Raw genomic sequence first — 19,555 nt, forward strand, 5'->3', positions numbered from 1 at the left:
GCTATGATTGCCTGATGCTTTAGATATGACTGCGCTAAGAATTGTTTTTATGAAATTGAGGTAATCAATGCCAGACGCTAGCCCATGCAGAAAAAAGAAAAAACTTACTCTTGTTGCCTCTAAACAAGGTGTAGAAATAGCAGAAAGAGCTTTAATCAGGCTAGGATTTGACTCTAAGAGCAACTTTGCCGTGGCTCAACGGTTATCGCGCAGTACAGTGACAAACTTTTTCAAGCAAGTTCCTATTCAGCTTGATTCATTTAAAACAATATGTGATGCACTAAAATTAAAGTGGCAAGAGATTGCTGGAATAACAGGAGAGAGCATAAATTATGACCAAATAGAAAGACAGGTTAACCCAAGCCCTGATATTGAAGAGGGAGTAAAACTGAAAATGCTTTCCCGCACAGTAACTGTTGTAGACGAGCCAACTCAGACAAGCAAAGCTGTAATTACATTAAAGGGGGATATAGATTCGATTTCAAATCTCCAGATTCTTGCATTTATTTTAAAAGAATATGGAGGTCATACTATACAAATTACTGATATTAAAGAAGGCAGTATCAAATTAATCATAGAAGGGTCTCAAGAAGATATTGAGCGACTTTTAATTCAGATCCAGTCAGGAGAATTAACCGAACTAGATGGATTTCCTGTAGAGGATGCTCAAATACTAAGCGAAAGTTCAGAAGAACAGCAACACGGTTTGGAACAAGAAGCTACCCGAACAACAGGATTTGTCCTAATCCAAGCAGAGCAGCGATTGCCGAAAGAAATTAAGCCGAAGAGCAAAGAGTACAAAAGGGTGCGTGAAATTGAAACAAGCCTGAAAATGCTGCGAGCGCAGCTACACTATTTAGAGAAAGAAATTATCCTAACAACTTCTTCACCAGCACAATTTCAACTAAAGCGACGTTTGGAAACAGACATTCAGCCACGGATTCAGAAGTACGAACAGGAGTATTGGCAGATTCTTGCCAAAACAGCGGAAACAGTGGAAATTCCCGCACCGGAAGCTGAGATTATTGTTGCCGAGATTGTCGAAGAAGTTGGGCAAATCGAAGTTCAACAACTGTATCCAGATGAAGTGCTTCATATATTGCGGGAGATTCGGGACAAACTGGACCAGCCGGGACCGACAGCAGCCGCGAAACTTAAAGGCGTAATCTCAAGCATTCCGCCGTTTGTGGGAATTTCCTACGAGGCTGAATTGGATACAGAGAATATTTTCCAGCGGCATTTCCCAACCTTTCAGAAGTGGGCTAAGGCACTAGCAAAAAAGTCCTAGACCTGGAGTCAAGTAGGTAGGGTGCGTCAGAAGAATGAGATTTTTGATAAAAACGCACAATCTGACAACTGATGTAGACCCGGAATACATGGTGGGTCAGAATTAGATTTTCGGTGATGATTCAGAATTACCTTGCCTGACGCACCCTACCGCTGTAGCTACGGATGATTCTGATGATTATTTCCTGCTCTTTCCTCAATCATATGCTTGAACAATTCAAATTGCGATCGCTCTTCCTCTATACTCTTTGGAGGATGAAACCATATCGCTTCGGAGTCGGGAGTACGGCGACTGTAAAGAACATCCAAAGCTTCTAAATCCTCCCGATGCGCCAAGGCATAAGCCTTGAGTTCTTGATTAGTCATTTTTTCAAATTTCGGTTGCATCTAAAAACCTCCAGTCGCCATTAGGGGATACGATAATTTGCAGTTCCTCGCCTGCAAATATAAAGACTACTCCGGTGCGATCGCTAAAACGGAATAGTTGGATGTCTCGGTAGCAGTTAGACAACATCTGGCAGACGCGCAGACAGGCTTGGGCTTGTTCGTCAGTGGGATTAATCGTTCGTTCCTCCATTCTGCCACAAACTCTAAAATATAATATAACTCTTTAGCAAAGTATCGTCATCAAGAGTTTCATAGATTCTTACTTTTACATCAACTAAATATTTAGGACGCAGTTGAGGACATAAAAATCTAGCAATTTGATTGATTAACAAGTGATGTATTCCCGGCCAGAGTTCGGGATGCTCTAAATAGGGGTCAATACCGGGGAAGGGAGATGGCATTGATGTGACTCCTTGATTGAAATCTATTTCCAGTTTAACAAGAATTTTTGGGCACAATTAGACGATCGCACTTCTGACAAAATAGAATAATTGCCGGAAGGGCGATCGCACTTTTTGACAGTTAACGTTCGATCGACAATTGCATCGGAATTGGCACGCTGGTTTCAGTTAGGGACAGCGCATTCACGAAAACAAGTGTATGGGAGACGGCGGGCATTAAGCGGCGGAGTGCATTGAGGTAAGATTCCGCATCGCGGCGGCGGCTGAAACGGGCGACTGTTAACCGCTGACAGTTGGGGAGGTGGCGAATTATGCACCAAGGCACAAGTCGATCGCGATAGGTCGATTCTTTTGGTATCATAGATGTGTTCTGCCCACTTTGGTGGGTGGTAAAGGAAAGGCGATCGCTCTAGATTTCTCAGGTCACGGGGCGATCGCTATCTGTATATCATTAAAAGCTATGAGCATAGCTTGTGTCAAGCATAATGGGGCAAATTCGCTTACGAGTTCGAGAACTGGCTGAGGAGAAGGGTTGGACATTAAAAGAAGTTTCTGACAGAACGGGCATTCCCTACAGCACGGTCAAAAAATACGCGCAAGCTCCTAAACTGGCAACAGTAGACTACACGGCTTTGCAGAAGCTTGCCCAAGTCTTCGATTTGATGATCGAAGACTTGGTTGAGGTTTTGGAAAATTAGGGGAGAGGGCGATCGGGCTTTCTTTCTCTTCCTTCGCGCTAAGAGCGCTTACGCACCGCTTCGCGTACTGCGTCTAAGCGCTTCGCGCAGGCTGCGCCAACGCGGTTCGTTGTTCGATCGCATCTCGGCTGTTTCCCTGGTGTCATCTATTAATTCTTTTGTTATTCTGTCAAGGCGATCGTTTGATGGCAAACCGCTAGTTAACACTAAAAATTATGCGATCGCACTTATCATCGCAGGCAATTCAGCTTTCTTCATATCATCTAGAAACCGGGTTTCTACGAGTTTTAGGAACAGAAACCAGAAATATACAAATTTATTTGAAAGCTTAATTTGTAAAATTGGAATTTTGTCAAGACCTAATTGGTAGATTTCTGCAAATAACAGTCGCTCGCGCGCTGCACGTATCAAGAACTTTGAAGTTACTTAACACCGTCATAAGAAATTTTATAAAGATTTACAAAAGAAACGTGTCAGAATGAAAACAATAAGGTAATGGGTAACAGAAAAGGAGGCCTGATGGTAGCGCTGACTGAACGAGTCCAACGCAGATTGACGGTGGAAAAAGTCGAAATTGCCCCTGACACAACGGCAATTCGATGCCTGGACTGGGATAGAGACCGCTTTGACATCGAGTTCGGTCTCAAAAACGGTACAACTTACAACTCATTCATCATTCGCGGCGAAAAAACTGCCCTCGTCGATACCTCGCACGAGAAGTTCCGCCAGCAATACATGGACACTCTGACGGGGGAAATTGACCCCAAAGAGATTGATTATCTAATTATCAGCCACACCGAACCAGACCACAGCGGTTTAGTTAAAGACGTGCTGGCTTTGGCACCCCAGGCGATAGTCGTGGGGGCGAAAGTAGCAATTCAATTTTTAGAAAACCTTGTACACCAGCCATTTGAGCGACTGGTAGTTAAAAACGGCGACAAACTAGATTTAGGAAACGGCCACGTTATCGAATTTGTGTCGGCGCCGAACTTGCACTGGCCTGATACGATTTTCAGCTACGACAGCAAAACTAAAGTGCTGTTCACCTGCGATGCTTTCGGGATGCACTACTGTTCCGACAGCACCTACGATGACGATTTGGCAGCGGTTGAGGAAGATTACCACTTTTATTATGAGTGTTTGATGGGGCCTAATGCTCGATCGGTACTCAGTGCAATGAAGCGGATGGCCGAGTTGGGAGAAATCGGTACAGTTGCGACCGGTCACGGGCCGCTGCTTCGATACAACGTAGTCGAACTTACCGGGCGTTACAAGAAGTGGAGCCAAGAACAAGCTAAGGCAGAAACCACTGTAGCGGTATTTTACACTTCTGATTACGGTTTTAGCGATCGGCTCAGCCAAGCGATCGCCCACGGAATCACCAAAACCGGTGTCGCCGTAGAAATGATGGACTTGAAAATCGCCGACTTCCAAGAAGTTCGGGAACTTGTCGGTAGCGCTGCGGGAATCGTGATTTGTTCGCCGCCGAGTAATGGCGCTGCTGCGGAAAATGCCGAAGCTGCTATCAACACAATTTTAGTCGCAGCTAACAACAAACAATCCTTCGGTTTGTGCGAGTCCGGCGGCGGCGATGACGCATCGGTTTATCCGCTGCGAAACAAGTTCAAAGAGTTGGGTTTGAAAGAAGCATTTCCCAACATTTTGATTAAAGAAGCGCCGACGGAAGCGATTTATCAACTTTGCGATGAAGCCGGGACTGACTTGGGACAGTGGCTGACGCGCGACAAGGCTGTCAAACAGATGAAATCCCTCGATAGCGATGTTGATAAAGCTTTGGGACGCATCAGCGGCGGATTGTACATCATTACTGCTCAAAAAGGCGAGGTTAGCAGTGCGATGTTGGCTTCTTGGGTGACGCAAGCCAGCTTTAAACCGCTGGGTTTAACTATAGCAGTTGCTAAGGATCGGGCGATCGAATCGATGATGCACGCGGGTGATAAATTTGTCCTCAACGTGCTGGAAGAAGGCAATTATCAAAGCCTGATGAAGCACTTTTTGAAGCGTTTTGCTCCTGGTGCCGATCGATTTGCTGGAGTGAAAACTCAACCTGCTACCAACGGTTCTCCGATTTTGACAGATGCTTTGGCTTACATGGAATGCGAGGTGGTCAGCCGGATGGAACTTTCGGATCATCATATCGTATATGCGATCGTCGATAGCGGCCGCGTATCCCATCCCGAAGCTTTGCCGGCGGTTCACCACCGCAAAGTCGGCAATCACTATTAGTCAGTTGACAGTTGACAGTTGTCAGTTGACAGTTGGTAGTTGACAGTTGGTAGTTGACAGTTGGTAGTTGTCAGTTGTCAGAAGCAAGAAGCAAGAAGGAAGAAGGCTATAAAGGCTTCGCGAGCGCGTCAAAAGAAGGGTGAAGGATGTTTCAACAAGTGCATTTAACCCCTGATAAATCTAGTTTACATCCGAGGCCCGATCCCCCTAACCCCCCTTAGGTCGGGGGGAACCGGAAACAGATAAAAGTCCCCCTTTTTAAGGGGGATTTAGGGGGATCTGGCCTCAGCTACAAATGAGATTTCTCAACGTAGGGTGCGCGCCGAACACCTTACCAGCCTCTAAAAGTAGGGTGCGCACCGCGCAGTTTCCTACTTTTTTTCTCGATTTTTACTCTTAGGAATTTGCCAATGCCTGCTAATCTTTTAGAAGACCGAGATTACACAATTATTATTGCCAGAAGCGAGACCAGCAGAGACTCCCAACATCCTTGGTACGAGGAGTGGGTAGAAGCACAGGCATCTCTGATCGACTTAGCAAAAAAATGTCAGGAATTTGACAGCGATGGCATCACTGTTTACGAAGCCTCTACTCCGATGTGGAAGTATAAAAATTCAAATGTTGCCCGGTTGGCTGAAATTTTGCAGCGACAAAATGCGGAGCCGGATGCAGCAAAACCGACTGCAATTAATTTAGCAGAACCTCTGAAAGAAGCTTTTAGCGATTATTTTAAGCTCAAAACAAATGCCAAAGGGAAGAAAGGAGCAGTGATTGTTGCAGTCCTTGATGAAAAACCCGAAAATGCCACTGCTGTCGCCGAAATTATTGTAAGTGCGGCAAATAAAATAGATAAAGATCAAGAAATTGGGGTGAGCTTTATCCAAATTGGCGATGATTTGCCTACTAGGGAATTTCTAACTGACTTGGATACCAATTTACAGGCTCAAGGTGCAAAATTTGATATTGTAGATACCAAGTTTTGGCACGAAATTAAAAGAAGTTCTGTAGTGCAGTTTCTCATAGGTGCAATTAATGACTAATACTTTGACTCCCCGACTCGCATCTGATACCAGACCCCGCGACGTGCAATTTATCCCGATCGCCCTTGATACTTTTATTGCGCGATCGCGCACTTGGGATCGACTAAAATTTGAAGTAGAATACTCCCTGCAAAAGGGGACAACAGCAAACAGCTATATCATTCAAGCCGACAAAACTGCTTTGTTTGACCCGCCGGGGGAATCTTTTACCCAAAATTTTCTGGAATATTTGCAGCAACGGCTGGACTTGACCAAGCTGGATTACGTGATTTTGGGACATTTCAACGCTAACAGAGCCGTCACCATCAAAGCTTTGGTAGAATTGGCTCCTGAAGTAGCTTTTGTTTGCACGAATCCAGCCGCAATTGGTTTGCGAGCTGCTTTTCCCGAACAAGAGTTAAATATTATGATCGTTCGGGGAGAAGAAACTCTCAATTTAGGCAAAGGCCACGCCTTAAAATTCATTGCGACTCCGACTCCCCGCTGGCCTGACGAACTGTGCACTTACGATCCGCAGACTCAAATCGTGTTCGCTGACAAATTTTTTGGCGCTCACGTTTGTGGCGATCAAGTATTTGATGAAGGGTGGAGCGTTTACAGCGAAGATCGGCGCTATTATTACGATTCTCTGCACGCATCTCAGGCTAAACAAGTGCTGACCGCAATGGATAAATTAGCTGATTTACCAACAGCATTTTATGCTCCCGGTCACGGCCCGATCGTCCGTTACGGTCTCCACGAATTGAGCAATTTGTATCGGGAATGGAGCCAGCAACAAAATTCTAAAGACTTGACAGTTGCTTTGATTTATGCTTCGGCTTACGGGAATACTGCTACTCTGGCGCAGGCGATCGCCAAAGGGATTACGAAAGCTGGTGTTGCTGTAGAAAGCATTAACTGCGAATTTGCGGAACCGGGAGAAATTCAAGAGGCGATCGAGAAATGCGCCGGATTTATCATCGGAACTCCCACGCTAGCGGGACACGCGCCGACGCAAATTCAAACTGCTCTGGGAATTGTGTTATCTACAGCAACTAAGAGCAAGTTAGCGGGGGTTTTCGGTTCTTTTGGCTGGAGCGGTGAGGCGATCGACTTAGTTGAAGGTAAGCTGAAAGATGCTGGCTATCGCATTGGATTTGAGCCGATTCGAGCCAAGTTTAAGCCGACGGCGGCGACGATTCACGAGTGCAAAGAGGCGGGAACGGATTTTGCTCAAGCTTTGATTAAATCGCAAAAATTGCGGGCACCGAAACCGCAGTTGACTGGTGGGAGCGATCGCACGGAACAAGCTGTCGGAAGATTAGTTGGTTCGCTGTGCGTAGTCTCGGCGAGGCGCGGGGATGTTACGAGTGCGATGTTGGCTTCGTGGGTGTCGCAAGCCACGTTTAATCCCCCTGGCGTGACGATTGCGGTGGCTAAAGATCGATCGATTGAAGCTTTGATGTACGCCGGAGATAAATTTGTGCTGAATATCTTAGCAGAAGGACGACAGTTGCGGAAGTATTTCATGAAAAACTTTGCTCCGGGAGAAGACAGATTTGCCGGAGTCGAAACAACAGAAGCTAGCAACGGCTGTCCGGTTTTGACTGAGGCTCTAGCTTATCTGGAATGCGAAGTGATAAGTCGGATGGAATGCGGCGATCACTGGGTAGTTTATGCGGCGGTGGAAAACGGTCATTTGCTGAAAAATAACGGGGTGACAGCGGTGCATTACCGGAAATCTGGGAGTCATTATTAAATTGCGATTAGGACACGGCAATGCCGTGTCCTTACAGGTTTGTAGTGAGGAATTTATTCCTCAGATTGTGATGATGAATAAATTCCTGATTACCAGAAAGAATTGGTTTAAAGCCGGAACCCTTGTAGGGAAAAATCAAAAGAGGACTATGGATTACTCCAATCCTCTTCCTTTATATTACTTCCGGTTATATCGTAATTATCTTACCACAGAGAACGCAGAGGAAGCAGAGAAAGAGGAGAGAAATTTATCATTCCGATGCTACCGGATTTGATATCAATTATCAACTGTCAACTATCAACTGTCACTTGTCCTCAGCAGTCTTTTCGGGCCACAGATAGATAGCGCCAGAAATCAAAGTCAAAGCCACAGAAACCCAAAACGCAATTAATGCCGGAAGGTTCCACGCTTCGGATAGAGGAGCGATTAAAAGTGCGATCGCCACAATCTGACTCACCGTCTTCAACTTGCCCCAAATATTAGCTCCCGAAATCGTAGTTTTATTAACACGCCACCCGGCAATTGTCAACTCCCGCCCCAAAATCAAAAACACTGCCCAAGCCGGGACTTTACCCAACTCAATCAATACTAAAAGCGGCGCTAGCACCAACAATTTATCCACCAAAGGGTCGAGAAACTTGCCCAAATCGGTAATTTGATTCAACTTTCTAGCCAAATAGCCGTCCAGCCAATCAGTAGCCGCAGCTACCACAAAAATCGCGGTGCAAATCCAGCGGCTTTGGGTGCTTGGGTCGTACAAACCGTAGAGCAGAAACGGCACTCCCAGCAAGCGAGAAAAAGTAATTGAATTAGGCAAATTCATAAGACAGTTGACAGTTGACAGTTGACAGTTGACAGCTTGGTCGAAGAGCGCAGTCGAAGGGAGCTCGTCGTTGGGTTGACAGTTGACCGAAGGAAGAAGGATGAAGGAATAGTAAAAAAATTAAGGGCAAGCTTTTTACAAGCTTGCCCTTAATTTAACATTTTTTTGTAGCTGTTTAACGTTGAGAAAAACAGCTTTTAGATATATATTCATCGCAGCTCACAAAAAACAAACAGACAACCCAAAACAGCAGGTTAATTAAAACGCACCGTTTTTATTCAATACAACCCAAATTGTTTTGCAAATCAGACTGATGTCGTAGACAACAGACCACTTGCGCTGATAGTCGAGATCCATGCCCACAATCTCGTCAAAGTCTTTAACTCCAGAGCGTCCGTTGACTTGCCACTCGCCAGTCAAACCGGGTTTGACATTTAAACGCTGCCAGTGAAAATCGTCGTAGCCAGCGACTTCATCGGGAGTTGGCGGTCGAGTTCCCACCAAACTCATGTCCCCGACTAACACGTTCCAGAATTGAGGCAACTCGTCCAAGCTCGTGCACCGCAAAAAGCGGCCGACGCGAGTAACTCGCGGGTCATTTTCATTCTTAAAAATGTGACCCTTGGCTTGGTTGGTAACTAGGTGTTTGAGCTTTTCTGCATCCACAACCATCGATCGAAATTTCCACATTCTGAAATCTCGCCCTTTGAAGCCGCAGCGGACTTGACTGTAGAGCAGCGGGCCCGGACAGTCAAACAGCATCACTACCGCTACTGGCAGCGCCACCGCAGCAGTAATAGCCAATCCCACCAGCGAACCCAAAATGTCGATCGACCGCTTTACCTTGCTCGTTACGGATCGGTGAACCTGCTGTTTCGATACACAAACTTTGTAAGTAGATTTGGGAATAAATAGGGACAGTATTTCGGATAATACTGAGGATTTAGAGGCACCCATCGCAATTTTCATGTGATTCGTCTCAAACTTAACGACATCTCACGTCCATCTTATGAGACTCCCCGAAATCGGGAGAAGCGGAATCCTTAGGCTTTGCACAATCTTTAAAAAGCTACAACACTTTTATAAAGTTTCTGTGTATTTCCTTGGAAAACGTATAAGTTTTTAGTAAAATTAAGTACATTCACTGAAAAAAGTGAGTTTTTGGGCGCAAAAAGCCAGTTTCTACGGAGAATATTCGGCAAAGACAGGAGGATTCCACTGAGAAACCTGGTTTTTAGGGGTTCACCGATAACTCTGGGTGCGAATCTCCCAAGCAATTGTGAGCGGCTCTAACAATTTTTGCTGACTGGTAGAGGCGAGTTTCTCTAAATATTCGCGAACAACCTTAGCGTGTTCGATATTCAAGCGATAACCGCGCGAGACATCTTCAAAGAAAAGTGGAAGAGCTAAAATTGCTTGCCAATCGGGATTTTGCCTTGACTCCTGGGCCAGCAGCATGAAATCTTGCTCCTCCGGCAAAAGTCCCGCGGGCAATTTTCCTGACAAAATCCGCAGAATCCTGGACTCGCAGGTGCGGGTATTCACGCCCTGGCGTTCCAACAACTGCAAAATTTCCTCAAATCTCAGAGTTTCTGCGCCCAAAACCTGCATTAATTCCCACAGCAGAACAAAGTCGCTGTACTGCTGCTGCGGTACATCCAAAATTTGAGGATACAGAGCTAAACTCGCCAACCCGCAGGCAACTCGACCAAATTTTGCCGAAATATTTGTAGGTTTAAATACAGAATTAAATGCAGAATTGTGAAACTCAGAAATATCTCGATCGCTCTCGAACTCCTGGTCTTGAACCACGATCGCATTCGGCAGCTTTTGGCGCAACCAGCGGGCGATCGCAGGCCAAGCACCCATGCCCCCCGCACAAATCGCCTGATTGATGCCCGCCGGCGACATTCCCGCGCGGCTGAGCAAAGCATTTAATTCGCGGTTCAACTGCTGCACAAAAGGCACTAAAATCAGACTTTCCAAATCTCGGCGCTTCACATCCCAATGTCGATCGCCAATATCCAAAACAAAACTTTCTTGATGCTGCAAAATAACTTTCAAATGCCTTGCAGCCTCCAACAGTTGCAGCCCAAAAGCAGAACCTTGCAATCGCTGCTGCAATTGGTAGCGACTCGGCAAATCGGGGTATCCCGGACGCGGCAAATCGATCGACATTCCCCAAGTTTCATTTTTCGCCAACAACTGACAGACAATATCCTGATCGAAAGCATTACCAGCCGCCTCAAAACTTTGACAAATAAAATCAGCACGAGTTAAATCTTGAAGATTGGACGGCAATTCAACTAAAGCTAATTCCACCGTCGCCGCCCCCGCATTCAAAATCAAAGTTCCGCCGCTAAAAGACGAAGCATTCACCGCCAGCGACACAGATTTGTCCTCAGCGCCCTCAACAGAATCCAGCGCTGACGACGACTGCACCAACCTGGAATTTTTGACAGGAGTAACAGCAGCAAGCAAAGTGGCGATCGCATCCTCCACCACAAAAATTTGCGAAGCCGAAGCCACCAGATCCGCGCCCAAAACAGCCTCCCGCAGGTTAAACCGATAAGCATCCGACCAGTCGGCCGGAGTACCCAAAATTACACCCTGCAAGTCTAAAAGCGCCGCATCGAGAATTTCCGCTGTCAGTCCCGAAGCCCTACAGATTAAATTAGAAACTGGCAATCCTGCAAAATTTGGCGCCGGGATGGCAGCATCGGAAATTTTCCCCGCTGAGTCAAATTTGTGCCCCTGCTGACTCGGATTCAAAGTAGCCAGCAGCGCCCGCAAACCGTGCAGCGGCAAGGCGATGGAAATAGCCCGATCGGGCGACCACTGCAACAGCGGTTCGTACATCCCAGCAGCTTCGCGTTGATAAGGAATGCTGACTTTTAAAGGCAATTTAAAATTTTGCAGTAAAAATTCTCCCGCAGCTAAAGCAGTCGGGTGCAATCCCACCGACTTGACTGTCACCTGCGGCCCTGTGCCACCTGAGGTTGTTTCTTGCAGCACCGCAGCCGAGGGAATCCGAAAGCTCGCGCCCGCAGTGGCGCCCTTGGCCTGCGGTGCTTCCCAGTAAATCGGGTGCAACTGACCGCTGGTGCGATCGAGCAAAGCCGCCGACAGCCCGCTGCAACCGAAATCTATGCCCAAATACCAGCTAGAATGCGGTCGAGTCCTGGAGGAAGGGGCGATCGTACCTGCAACAGAATGCTGCTGTCCAACAGCCTCGCTCCCTGCGGTTTTCTCCTCAACAAATCCAGCTTTACTCTCTGTCGAAATTAGGTTTTTTTTTTGACTTTCTGGAGAATTCGATCGCAGTTTGTCCGTTTGTGCAGTTTGCGCCGCAGGGCGATCGATCTGGTTCAAACTAGCCAAAATGTCGTCTAGGGTTAACTTCGATTCGTCTTCCTCAGCAAACAAGTTATCCTCAAGTTCGTCTTCCAAAACAAAGGGTTCATCGTCTGAGGAGAGTTCCAACTCATCGGAGAACAAATCCTCCAGCGTGCCGAGTTCTTCTTCAGCAGGCTCCGCAAAGGAATTTTCTGCACCGCCCTCGGAGGAATTCGCCGAAAAATCCAAGCTGTTAAGCGCTGAGAAATTGGAGTTCCCGGAACTCGTATTTGACAATCCCTCCAGATTGTAGAGGTCTGTCTCCAACAGTTCCAGAGTATTGTTGTCCAAATTTAGAGCTCGATCGAGGTCATCTTCTAGAGCCTCGACGGGTAGCAAATCCTCGTCCGGCGAAGCTTGGATGTAGGCATCGTCGAGCCGCTGCGACGAACTGTGTAACTCGCCTGTTTGAACGTCACCGGCACTGGGTACGCGGGCGGCACTGGGGTGGGGAGGGCTAATTTCGGCAGGCGTTCTCAGATCCGGCCCAGGTACAGCAGCAGTATCGAACTGCTCGCCTCGGTTGTCAGGAGTTTCTCGATTTTGTCGATCGTCCGAGTCTAGTTCCGGCTCGGCGGTTGAGGCTGGCGGTTCGGAAATCGATGGTACGGTTGCAGCTTGCGGTTCAAATAAATCTTCTGTATCTAAAGTTAGATACTCTACAGAACCCGCGATCGCAAAGTCTGAATCTTCACCTGCTAGAAAATCTTCCAAGGATTCGCCTTCATCCAGCAAATTCACAAACAAATCTTCGGCACTATTTAGGGGTTCGGCACTTCGATATTCTGCCGCAGTTTGAGATGGAACCGCTGCTATTTCAGCAGCATTTTCTGTATTTTCAATCGTGAAATTTTCTAGTTCTAGTTCGGCGACTTCTCCTGCGAACAAACTCGCGTACAAATCCTCAACATTTTCGCCATTTTCTGCTAATATATCTTCCGACTCAGCGCCGGGAAACCGAGTTGCAGGTCGCGGTATTTCCGGTGCCTCACCCAAGAAAGATTCTTCCAAATCCGGGAGCGAGAGCGGAGCTATCAGGCGATCGCGCTCGCGCCTCAACTGTCCGAATTGCGGAGAAATTTCTGTACCAGCGTAGGGCAATCTGTCTTGTTCTTCGAGTTCGCGACGGAGATTGGGCTGCGGGACTGAGGGTTCGATCGCGGTATTTGAGAGTGCGGGAGTGGCATCAGAGCGATCGACTGGGGTGCCGCGAGCACTTTCGAGATTTGTGAAGTCGATCGTCGGCTGCACGTAGGAAGACGCTGCTGTACCCAACTGTGCCGCCAAGTGGTTAACCAAAGCCGCGAACATCGCCTCGCTCTGCTGGCTCAAACCGTGCATATTTTCGATGCCTTGTCCCAAGGAAGCTTGATAGCTTTCGAGATTGGCGTGCAAAGCCTCGAACACGATACCCATCGTCGAATCAAGCCTCATCAACAAACTGTCGGCACGAGCTTGAAACTCTTCCATTTGCTGGACTCTCTGAGCCGGTGTCAGCAGCGGGTGTTCAGAGGAGGTTTGTGAGTTAAGTGTTACGTCAACAGCCGGTTGCTCAGATTGTGCTGCGCTGCTTGGCAACAACTGATGTTCTAGACTACCGAGAAGTTGGGAAAAATCCCGCTCCAAAGTTTCTTCCAAGCGGGTTCTGAGTACCTGCAAGAATTCAGAAATGATTTGCTGTTGGTTTGCTTGTTGCTGAGCTAGCGATTGTTGCTGCTGCCGTTTTGCTTCTAGCTGTTTGATTTCTTGAATTAGAGCTTGCTGCTCTTGCCGCAGAGCTTCTATGTCTTCTTGAAGCGGCAGAGTCAGGGTGGAACGCAGGTGGCTGATTTCTCCGGTAACAGCCAGCACGATCTGCTCTGCTGCTGAGGGGCGAGCGGGTGGCATCGGCACTTTGGGAACTGGAACTGGTACCGGGCGGACATTTGGGCTGGGGGGCCCCTGGCGGGCCGCTACCTTTGAGTCTGGGGAAACCAGATAAGCGCGAACTCGCTCTAACAGTTGGCGCTGGTGGACAGTATCGATCGAACCCGTCCAAGGCAAGCGGGGTGCGGGCTTGCTGAGTACCTCGTCAATCTCAGCAATCAGTGCTTGAATTTTGTACTTCTGAGAATTCAAGGGGGAACCTCTGGGAATGCGGCTTGGGAGAAACTTTACCGGAAAAAGACTGAAGTCAGGCGGCAGATATGCCAATAGATAGAATAATCTGAATGCGAGTCGGTCAATAATTTACTAACATTTTCTGACAACCGTGAATCAACCTTTTCGCTTCGGATGACTTCTATTGCCATCATAGGTTAGGCGGTACTTCCGCATCAAATGCCCGCTGCTATCGACTGTAAGTGCTCTCAAATTCTGCTGTTTTCCTGGAACCAGCGCAGCTATCGGGCAGGCCGCAACCGTCACCCGGAGTTTGGCGTTGCTGTGGGCGCGCCCCGCTGTGCGATCGGGTAATCTGTCTCGATCTTTCACCGACTCGGAAACAACCTCAAACAATCTGCGATTTGGGATGCCGGGATGCGGGATTGTCCGCGTGCAGTCGATGCGAGCAACCCTTTATGATAGCTTTTTATCTATGTTCATGGCTAGAGATTAATGGTACAATAATCTCGGGGCATCATAAGAGGTTGCTGAAAACTGCGTCGGTTTCGGTGGTATGCGACGATCGCCAACCTTGAGCCGGGAATGGCTGTGGATGTTGTTGGTAGTGCTGACATTTGACAAGTTCCAGGCAGTTGCAGTCGGATTTGGTGGCTGTGTTCCCGGTGTGAAAACTTGTAGTTCCGCTAGCGGACGATCGACTGCCGGGTCGGCTGACCACAAATCTCTCAGCAGTGTTAAGCTTGTCATCGCCAAGTGCTGGTCTTCGGTAACTCGATCGCTCAGTCGCTTGCCACCTTGCTAAAATTTGGTGAATAAAATTTGCTCCGCGGTATATATCTAAACAATTATGGTATAGTCTTTAGTTTCTAGCTCCCAATCTGAGCTTGAGGCTATTAATTTCCATATTCGACCTTTGACGCCAAACTTGAGAGGAAAAATTGCCGATTTTAGATACTTGTTTCTCCGATCGGGAATCTCAAATCGAATGACTCGGCTGCAAGCTATTTCTAACTGCCCAGCGCAGATCAAGCGCATAAATTAAAATGATGGCCTCATGGAAGACCGCTTTAACGCCCGAGATCCGCAGTCCAATATAAATCAATTGATAGTTTCTACTCCTTTTTTTGCAGGCTTGCCAGATCCTGTAATCGAGAGAGCAACTGTCCACATCGTTACCCGCAGTCATCCGTCAAATCAAGTGATTTTACTCGAAAATGACTGGGGGACATCAGTGTATTTTATATTGGATGGTTGGGTGAAAATTCGCACCTACAACCTAGACGGAAAAGAAGTAACACTGAATATTTTAGGAAAAGGAGAACTGTTCGGGGAAATGGCCGCGATCGAAGAAGCACCGCGATCGACAGATGTCATCACCCTAGCCCCGACACTGATCGGGAATATGCCAGCTCAGGATTTTGTGCAGTTGATTCATACCGAGCCGCTCGCAGGCATTCGACTAGCTCAACTGATGGCGCGCCGCCTGCGGCAAGTCAATCGTCGCCTGCGTTTGCGAGAGTCGGACAGTACCTCGCGAGTAGCAGATATTCTCTTATTTTTGGCAGAGGGACAAGGCAAAATCATGTTAAGTGGAGGTACAGAAATTCCCAACCTGCCACACCGAGAATTGAGCAGCCTCAGCGGGCTGGCTCGGGAAACCGTAACACGAGTGCTCAGCAAGCTGGAAAAAAAAGGAACAATTCAGCGCGAACGTGACGTTTTGTGCATTCCCGACCTGCACGCACTGGAGCGTCTGTTAGTCTAGAAGTATCAGAGATTGCTAATTTTAATTAAATTCAAAAGCATTCTCTGTTAACTACTAATAATGATTTACCGCAGGAGGTAAAGCTGTGAGTTTTAAGAAAATTTTCGCCGCCGTCGATGATTCGGATCTCGGCCACCGCGTCTTCAGTCAAGCTTTAGAATTAGCTGTGGGCGATCGAGCCGAGATGATGCTATTTCACTGCGTTACTGTCAACACGCTGGGCGAGACGGCAGTGCCAATTCCGGTAGATTTGGGCATGAATGTCGAGTTAATGAATCAAGCTTATCAAGCTCAACGTTTGCGGCTGGAAAGCGAGGTAAAACAGTCTGAGGGTTTGCTGAAAAATTACTGCGACGCCGCAGCAAAACAAGGATTGCAGGCAGAATTTGACTGCAAAATGGACGGCGATGCGGGGCATTGTGTCTGTGAATACGCCCAAAATTGGGGCGCAGATTTAATCGTAGTGGGGAGGCGCGGCCGCACGGGGTTCACAGAAGCTTTCCTCGGCAGTGTCAGCAATTATGTCGTTCACCACGCATCGTGTTCGGTGTTTGTAATTCAAGAAGTCAAAGCTGAAAAATGATACTGCTGAAAATTTTGGGTGAGAATATCCATCTAAAATCAGACTTGCGTTCGTACTTAAGCCCGGTTTCTGGGAGCAATATTAAATTTGGCGGTAAGGCATCCAAACAGTGAAACCGGGAATCAACTGTATAGGGCGCAAGTCCTGTAAAATCTAAAATCTAAAATCTAAAATCTAAAATCGGGAATCAGGCGTATAGCGCGCAAGTCCCGTAAAATCTAAAATCTAAAATCTAAAATCTAAAATCGGATGAGTGATTTTTTGTCAGCAGATGCCGGGTCTAATTCGGGCAGTTCACCCAGTACAAATAACGAGCCTCCAACCGCCGATATTTCAGAAATGGCGGGCGATCGCACAAATCCAGATACCCGGACGCCCGCTGCTGGGGAAGCGCCTTTGAGGCTGGTAGAAACGGCATTTTTGGCAAGTACCGCTAGTTTGATTTGGCTGGTAAATTATTACTTTCCGCTGGGGCCGTTGCTGCGGGTTTTTTTCCCAGTGCCGATCGCCCTAGTTTACCTGCGCTGGGGCAACCGAGCAGCTTGGATGTCAGCATTAGTTTCGGGTTTGCTGCTGTCGGTACTCATGGGCCCGACGCGCAGCATTTTATACGTGATGCCTTTTGGAATTATGGGAGTTGTGCTGGGAGGACTTTGGAGGCGCAAAGCGAGTTGGTCTCTCTCTATTAGTTTGGGGGCGCTAATTGGTACTGTCGGCTTCTTTTTTCGGTTTTGGCTGCTGTCAATTTTGGTAGGTCAAAACCTGTGGGTTTACGTAACCGTCCAGGTAACAGAGATGGTGGAATGGGTGTTTGTGAAGCTGGGCTGGCTAAGCGTGCCGAATTTGAACACCATTGGGGCGATCGCCGCCGGGATGATTTTAGTTAGCAACCTTGTTTATTTATTTGTAGTGCATTTAGTAGCTTTGCTGCTGTTAGATCGTTTAGGAAATCCGATTCCGCGGCCGCCGCGCTGGGTGCAAGTTTTAATCGATTATGAAGAGTAATACGAAGTTCGGCAACGGATGAGTGTAACGGATGTAACGGATAGAAGTCACAGGGAATAAGTCAGAAGTCACAGGGAAGAATTCAGAAGTAAATCAGAGGGAAGAAGGAAGATTAATGACCAATTCCCGATTACCAATGACAACTGTAAACTGTCAACTGACAACTATCAACTGACAACTGCCAACTGCCAACTGTCAACTGCCAACTGTCAATTGACTAATTATGATTTGTATTTATACAGAAATTGAACAAGGCCAGCGGTGGCTCGATCGCTATCGAGGACAGCAACCGATATTTGCTTGCGTGTTAGGATTTACGGCGACTGGCTTAATTCCGGGGATTTCAGCAGCAGGAGCAACCCCGCGCGATCGACAATTTACTTGTTTAGCGGATGCAGAATTTTTGTACAACGGCCCCCAACCCTCGCCCCAATATCCTTTGCCGCCCCTAGAAGCCGGAGCTTCGCCGGTACTGATATCTCGCGCTGTAATCGAAGCTTTGGAAATTCCCCTTTACCTGTTTAATGCAGGTTTACCCATCCCACCTCCGGTACCTGCAATTGATTTGGGCGGTACTGCGGCAAAATGTCTGATTTCCGGGAATGCTTTAGAACTCGAAACAGTCAAACATTTGCTGGAACAAGGATTAATTTGGGGAGCTAAATTAGCCGCCCAAACTAATAGCAGCTATTTGATTTTAGGGGAGTGTGTAGTTGGGGGAACGACTACTGCTTTGGGCGTGTTAATGGGTTTGGGTATTGCAGCGGCGGGGAAGGTTAATAGTTCTCATCCTCGCTGCAATCATACTCAAAAATTGGCTGCGGTGACAGCGGGACTCGATCGCGCTGGGTGGAAAATTGACCCAGAAAATAGCACTCCCCTGGAATTGGTAGCGGCGGTGGGCGATCCGATGCAGATAGCGGTGGCGGGAATGGCGATCGCCGCGAGTCGGACTTGCGGGGTGCTGTTGGCTGGCGGCACGCAAATGCTGGCAGTGTACGCTTTGATGCAGGCGATCGCCCGAGAATATGCTTTGGTATGGTGTCCCGAACAAGTTGCCGTGGGGACTACGCGCTGGGTGGCAGAAGACCCTACAGGGGACACGGTAGGACTGGCTCAGGATATCGGCGGTGTGCCTCTGTTGGCCGCACAGCTAAGTTTTGCGGGTTCTCGCTACCGGCAACTGCAAGCTTACGATCGCGGATATGTGAAGGAAGGTGTAGGTGCGGGAGCGTGTGCGATCGCCAGCGGCCTAGTTGCCAATTGGACTCCAACCCAACTCCTGCAAGCTGTAGAAGCTTTAGCCTCGCGGTGTGAAATTCAACATTAAGTAAGTAGTAGCAATAGATGCCGGATTTGCGAACTTCTCTATTTCTGCTTTCTCTCTGCGCCCTCTGCGCCCTCTGCGGTTCATAAAAAAAATCTTGTTCACCAAAGAAAGAGGATTGCTATTTCTCTACCAAATCTCGCCTTAATATGCTCTTCCCATCCTAATTGTGCGAGACCAAAAACTCCCTACAATAACTCTATAAATAGACGAGCAGAAATCAACGCAACTTGTATTTTTTACCTTGATTAAAGCTCGATCGCCAGCAGCAACATTTAATTAGACCTGCCTACCTGTTGCGAGTGCATTCTTTTGGCTAGCAACTGTTCTTCCAAGGCAGCAATTCGATTATAAGCCGCTGTTAGCTGAGCTGTAAGGCGCTGGATTTGAATCTCTGAACTCAGCTCTTTTTCCAGGCTTTGAGAATTCTTCTCGAAGTAGCTGTCATCTAACAGTACGTCCTTGTGTTCGAGGAGTCCGTCTAGACGGCTGTAGCTTTGATAGGGCGAGATTTTGTCATTTCCTACCGTCAGGGAGCGATCCTCGCTCTGCTCATGGGCCAGCTTCGTCTCCTTGGCGGACTCCAATAATTTTTCATTAAGGTTTTCTATGAGTTTGTACAGGGAATCGACTTGTTGAGTCAATACTGTAACTTGCTGGCGTAGAGCTTCCATACAGTTATCCGGGGAATTGTAACTTATATCTTTACATTCTAGGGAAATCTTTACATAACTGGGATTTACCACTAAATTATT

Annotated in this window: 21 protein-coding genes; 9 read left to right on the forward strand and 12 right to left on the reverse strand. The window is 47.5% G+C overall.

Translation table 11 applies throughout. The features are described 5' to 3' along the window. Positions 1-67: 67 nt before the first annotated feature. Positions 68-1,288: a hypothetical protein gene (locus tag QUB68_RS05845; protein ID WP_332990270.1), complete on the forward strand. Its 1,221-nt coding sequence runs from the start codon at positions 68-70 to the stop codon at positions 1,286-1,288. A gap of 158 nt (positions 1,289-1,446) precedes the next feature. On the opposite strand, the gene QUB68_RS05850 is transcribed toward QUB68_RS05845, so the two are convergent. From QUB68_RS05850 to QUB68_RS05865, 4 genes are all read right to left on the reverse strand, one after another. Further along, a complete protein-coding gene (locus tag QUB68_RS05850; RefSeq protein ID WP_332990273.1) occupies positions 1,447-1,653 on the reverse strand; it encodes a DUF6887 family protein in 207 nt (68 codons plus the stop codon). A gap of 4 nt (positions 1,654-1,657) precedes the next feature. Beyond that, positions 1,658-1,864 carry a DUF6888 family protein gene (locus QUB68_RS05855; RefSeq protein ID WP_332990275.1) on the reverse strand — a complete coding sequence of 69 codons (207 nt, stop codon included), beginning with the start codon at positions 1,862-1,864 and terminating at the stop codon, positions 1,658-1,660. A gap of 13 nt (positions 1,865-1,877) precedes the next feature. After that, positions 1,878-2,075, reverse strand: a complete 198-nt coding sequence (locus QUB68_RS05860) for a DUF4058 family protein (RefSeq protein WP_332990279.1) — start codon at positions 2,073-2,075, stop codon at positions 1,878-1,880. A gap of 121 nt (positions 2,076-2,196) precedes the next feature. Beyond that, positions 2,197-2,436 (reverse strand): hypothetical protein, encoded by a 240-nt coding sequence (locus tag QUB68_RS05865; protein WP_332990261.1) that lies wholly within the window; start codon positions 2,434-2,436, stop codon positions 2,197-2,199. A 124-nt stretch (positions 2,437-2,560) separates the two neighbouring features. On the opposite strand from QUB68_RS05865, the gene QUB68_RS05870 reads away from it, so the two are divergent. Then, on the forward strand, positions 2,561-2,773 hold the full coding sequence (locus QUB68_RS05870; protein ID WP_332991137.1) for a helix-turn-helix domain-containing protein: 213 nt from the start codon (positions 2,561-2,563) through the stop codon (positions 2,771-2,773). Between the two features lie 48 nt (positions 2,774-2,821). Here QUB68_RS05870 and QUB68_RS05875 read toward each other — a convergent pair whose 3' ends face one another. Beyond that, positions 2,822-2,980, reverse strand: a complete 159-nt coding sequence (locus tag QUB68_RS05875) for a hypothetical protein (RefSeq protein WP_332990281.1) — start codon at positions 2,978-2,980, stop codon at positions 2,822-2,824. A 6-nt stretch (positions 2,981-2,986) separates the two neighbouring features. Next, the gene (locus tag QUB68_RS05880) at positions 2,987-3,184 is read right to left on the reverse strand and encodes a hypothetical protein (protein WP_332990283.1); all 198 of its coding nucleotides are present in this window, start codon (positions 3,182-3,184) and stop codon (positions 2,987-2,989) included. Positions 3,185-3,292: 108 nt separating this feature from the next. Between QUB68_RS05880 and QUB68_RS05885 the strand changes: the two genes are divergently transcribed. The 3 genes from QUB68_RS05885 (at position 3,293) to QUB68_RS05895 (ending at position 7,798) form a co-directional block, all read left to right on the forward strand. Further along, positions 3,293-5,020, forward strand: a complete 1,728-nt coding sequence (locus QUB68_RS05885) for a diflavin flavoprotein (protein WP_332991139.1) — start codon at positions 3,293-3,295, stop codon at positions 5,018-5,020. Between the two features lie 410 nt (positions 5,021-5,430). Then, positions 5,431-6,060 carry a hypothetical protein gene (locus tag QUB68_RS05890; protein WP_332990284.1) on the forward strand — a complete coding sequence of 210 codons (630 nt, stop codon included), beginning with the start codon at positions 5,431-5,433 and terminating at the stop codon, positions 6,058-6,060. Further along, entirely contained in the window at positions 6,053-7,798 is a 1,746-nt protein-coding gene (locus tag QUB68_RS05895) for a diflavin flavoprotein (protein WP_332990287.1), read from the forward strand. The genes QUB68_RS05890 and QUB68_RS05895 overlap by 8 nt, the downstream gene beginning before the upstream one ends. Before the next feature lie 304 nt (positions 7,799-8,102). Here QUB68_RS05895 and pgsA read toward each other — a convergent pair whose 3' ends face one another. The 5 genes from pgsA to QUB68_RS05920 all read right to left on the reverse strand — a co-directional run bounded on the left by pgsA (position 8,103) and on the right by QUB68_RS05920 (position 14,867). Further along, entirely contained in the window at positions 8,103-8,621 is a 519-nt protein-coding gene (gene pgsA, locus QUB68_RS05900) for a CDP-diacylglycerol--glycerol-3-phosphate 3-phosphatidyltransferase (protein WP_332990289.1), read from the reverse strand. A gap of 258 nt (positions 8,622-8,879) precedes the next feature. Next, a complete protein-coding gene (locus QUB68_RS05905) occupies positions 8,880-9,590 on the reverse strand; it encodes a sugar transferase (protein WP_332990292.1) in 711 nt (236 codons plus the stop codon). A gap of 273 nt (positions 9,591-9,863) precedes the next feature. Continuing rightward, positions 9,864-14,135, reverse strand: coding sequence for a hypothetical protein (locus tag QUB68_RS05910; RefSeq protein WP_332990295.1), 4,272 nt, complete (start codon positions 14,133-14,135; stop codon positions 9,864-9,866). A 138-nt stretch (positions 14,136-14,273) separates the two neighbouring features. After that, positions 14,274-14,513, reverse strand: a complete 240-nt coding sequence (locus tag QUB68_RS05915) for a hypothetical protein (RefSeq protein WP_332990298.1) — start codon at positions 14,511-14,513, stop codon at positions 14,274-14,276. 96 nt (positions 14,514-14,609) lie between these two features. After that, positions 14,610-14,867 (reverse strand): hypothetical protein, encoded by a 258-nt coding sequence (locus tag QUB68_RS05920; RefSeq protein ID WP_332990300.1) that lies wholly within the window; start codon positions 14,865-14,867, stop codon positions 14,610-14,612. A 307-nt stretch (positions 14,868-15,174) separates the two neighbouring features. Here QUB68_RS05920 and QUB68_RS05925 point away from each other — a divergent pair, with 307 nt between their 5' ends. The 4 genes from QUB68_RS05925 (at position 15,175) to cobT (ending at position 18,803) form a co-directional block, all read left to right on the forward strand. Continuing rightward, positions 15,175-15,885, forward strand: a complete 711-nt coding sequence (locus QUB68_RS05925) for a Crp/Fnr family transcriptional regulator (protein ID WP_332990302.1) — start codon at positions 15,175-15,177, stop codon at positions 15,883-15,885. A gap of 85 nt (positions 15,886-15,970) precedes the next feature. Then, entirely contained in the window at positions 15,971-16,468 is a 498-nt protein-coding gene (locus tag QUB68_RS05930; RefSeq protein WP_332990304.1) for a universal stress protein, read from the forward strand. Between the two features lie 249 nt (positions 16,469-16,717). Continuing rightward, on the forward strand, positions 16,718-17,473 hold the full coding sequence (locus QUB68_RS05935; RefSeq protein ID WP_332990307.1) for a DUF2232 domain-containing protein: 756 nt from the start codon (positions 16,718-16,720) through the stop codon (positions 17,471-17,473). Positions 17,474-17,696: 223 nt separating this feature from the next. Then, positions 17,697-18,803, forward strand: coding sequence for a nicotinate mononucleotide-dependent phosphoribosyltransferase CobT (cobT, locus tag QUB68_RS05940; RefSeq protein ID WP_332990309.1), 1,107 nt, complete (start codon positions 17,697-17,699; stop codon positions 18,801-18,803). Positions 18,804-19,075: 272 nt separating this feature from the next. Here the strand turns inward: cobT and QUB68_RS05945 are convergent, their stop codons facing one another. Further along, positions 19,076-19,474: a hypothetical protein gene (locus tag QUB68_RS05945; RefSeq protein WP_332990311.1), complete on the reverse strand. Its 399-nt coding sequence runs from the start codon at positions 19,472-19,474 to the stop codon at positions 19,076-19,078. Positions 19,475-19,555: the final 81 nt, after the last annotated feature.

This window comes from Microcoleus sp. A006_D1 (genome assembly GCF_036702805.1).
Taxonomy (GTDB): domain Bacteria; phylum Cyanobacteriota; class Cyanobacteriia; order Cyanobacteriales; family Microcoleaceae; genus Microcoleus.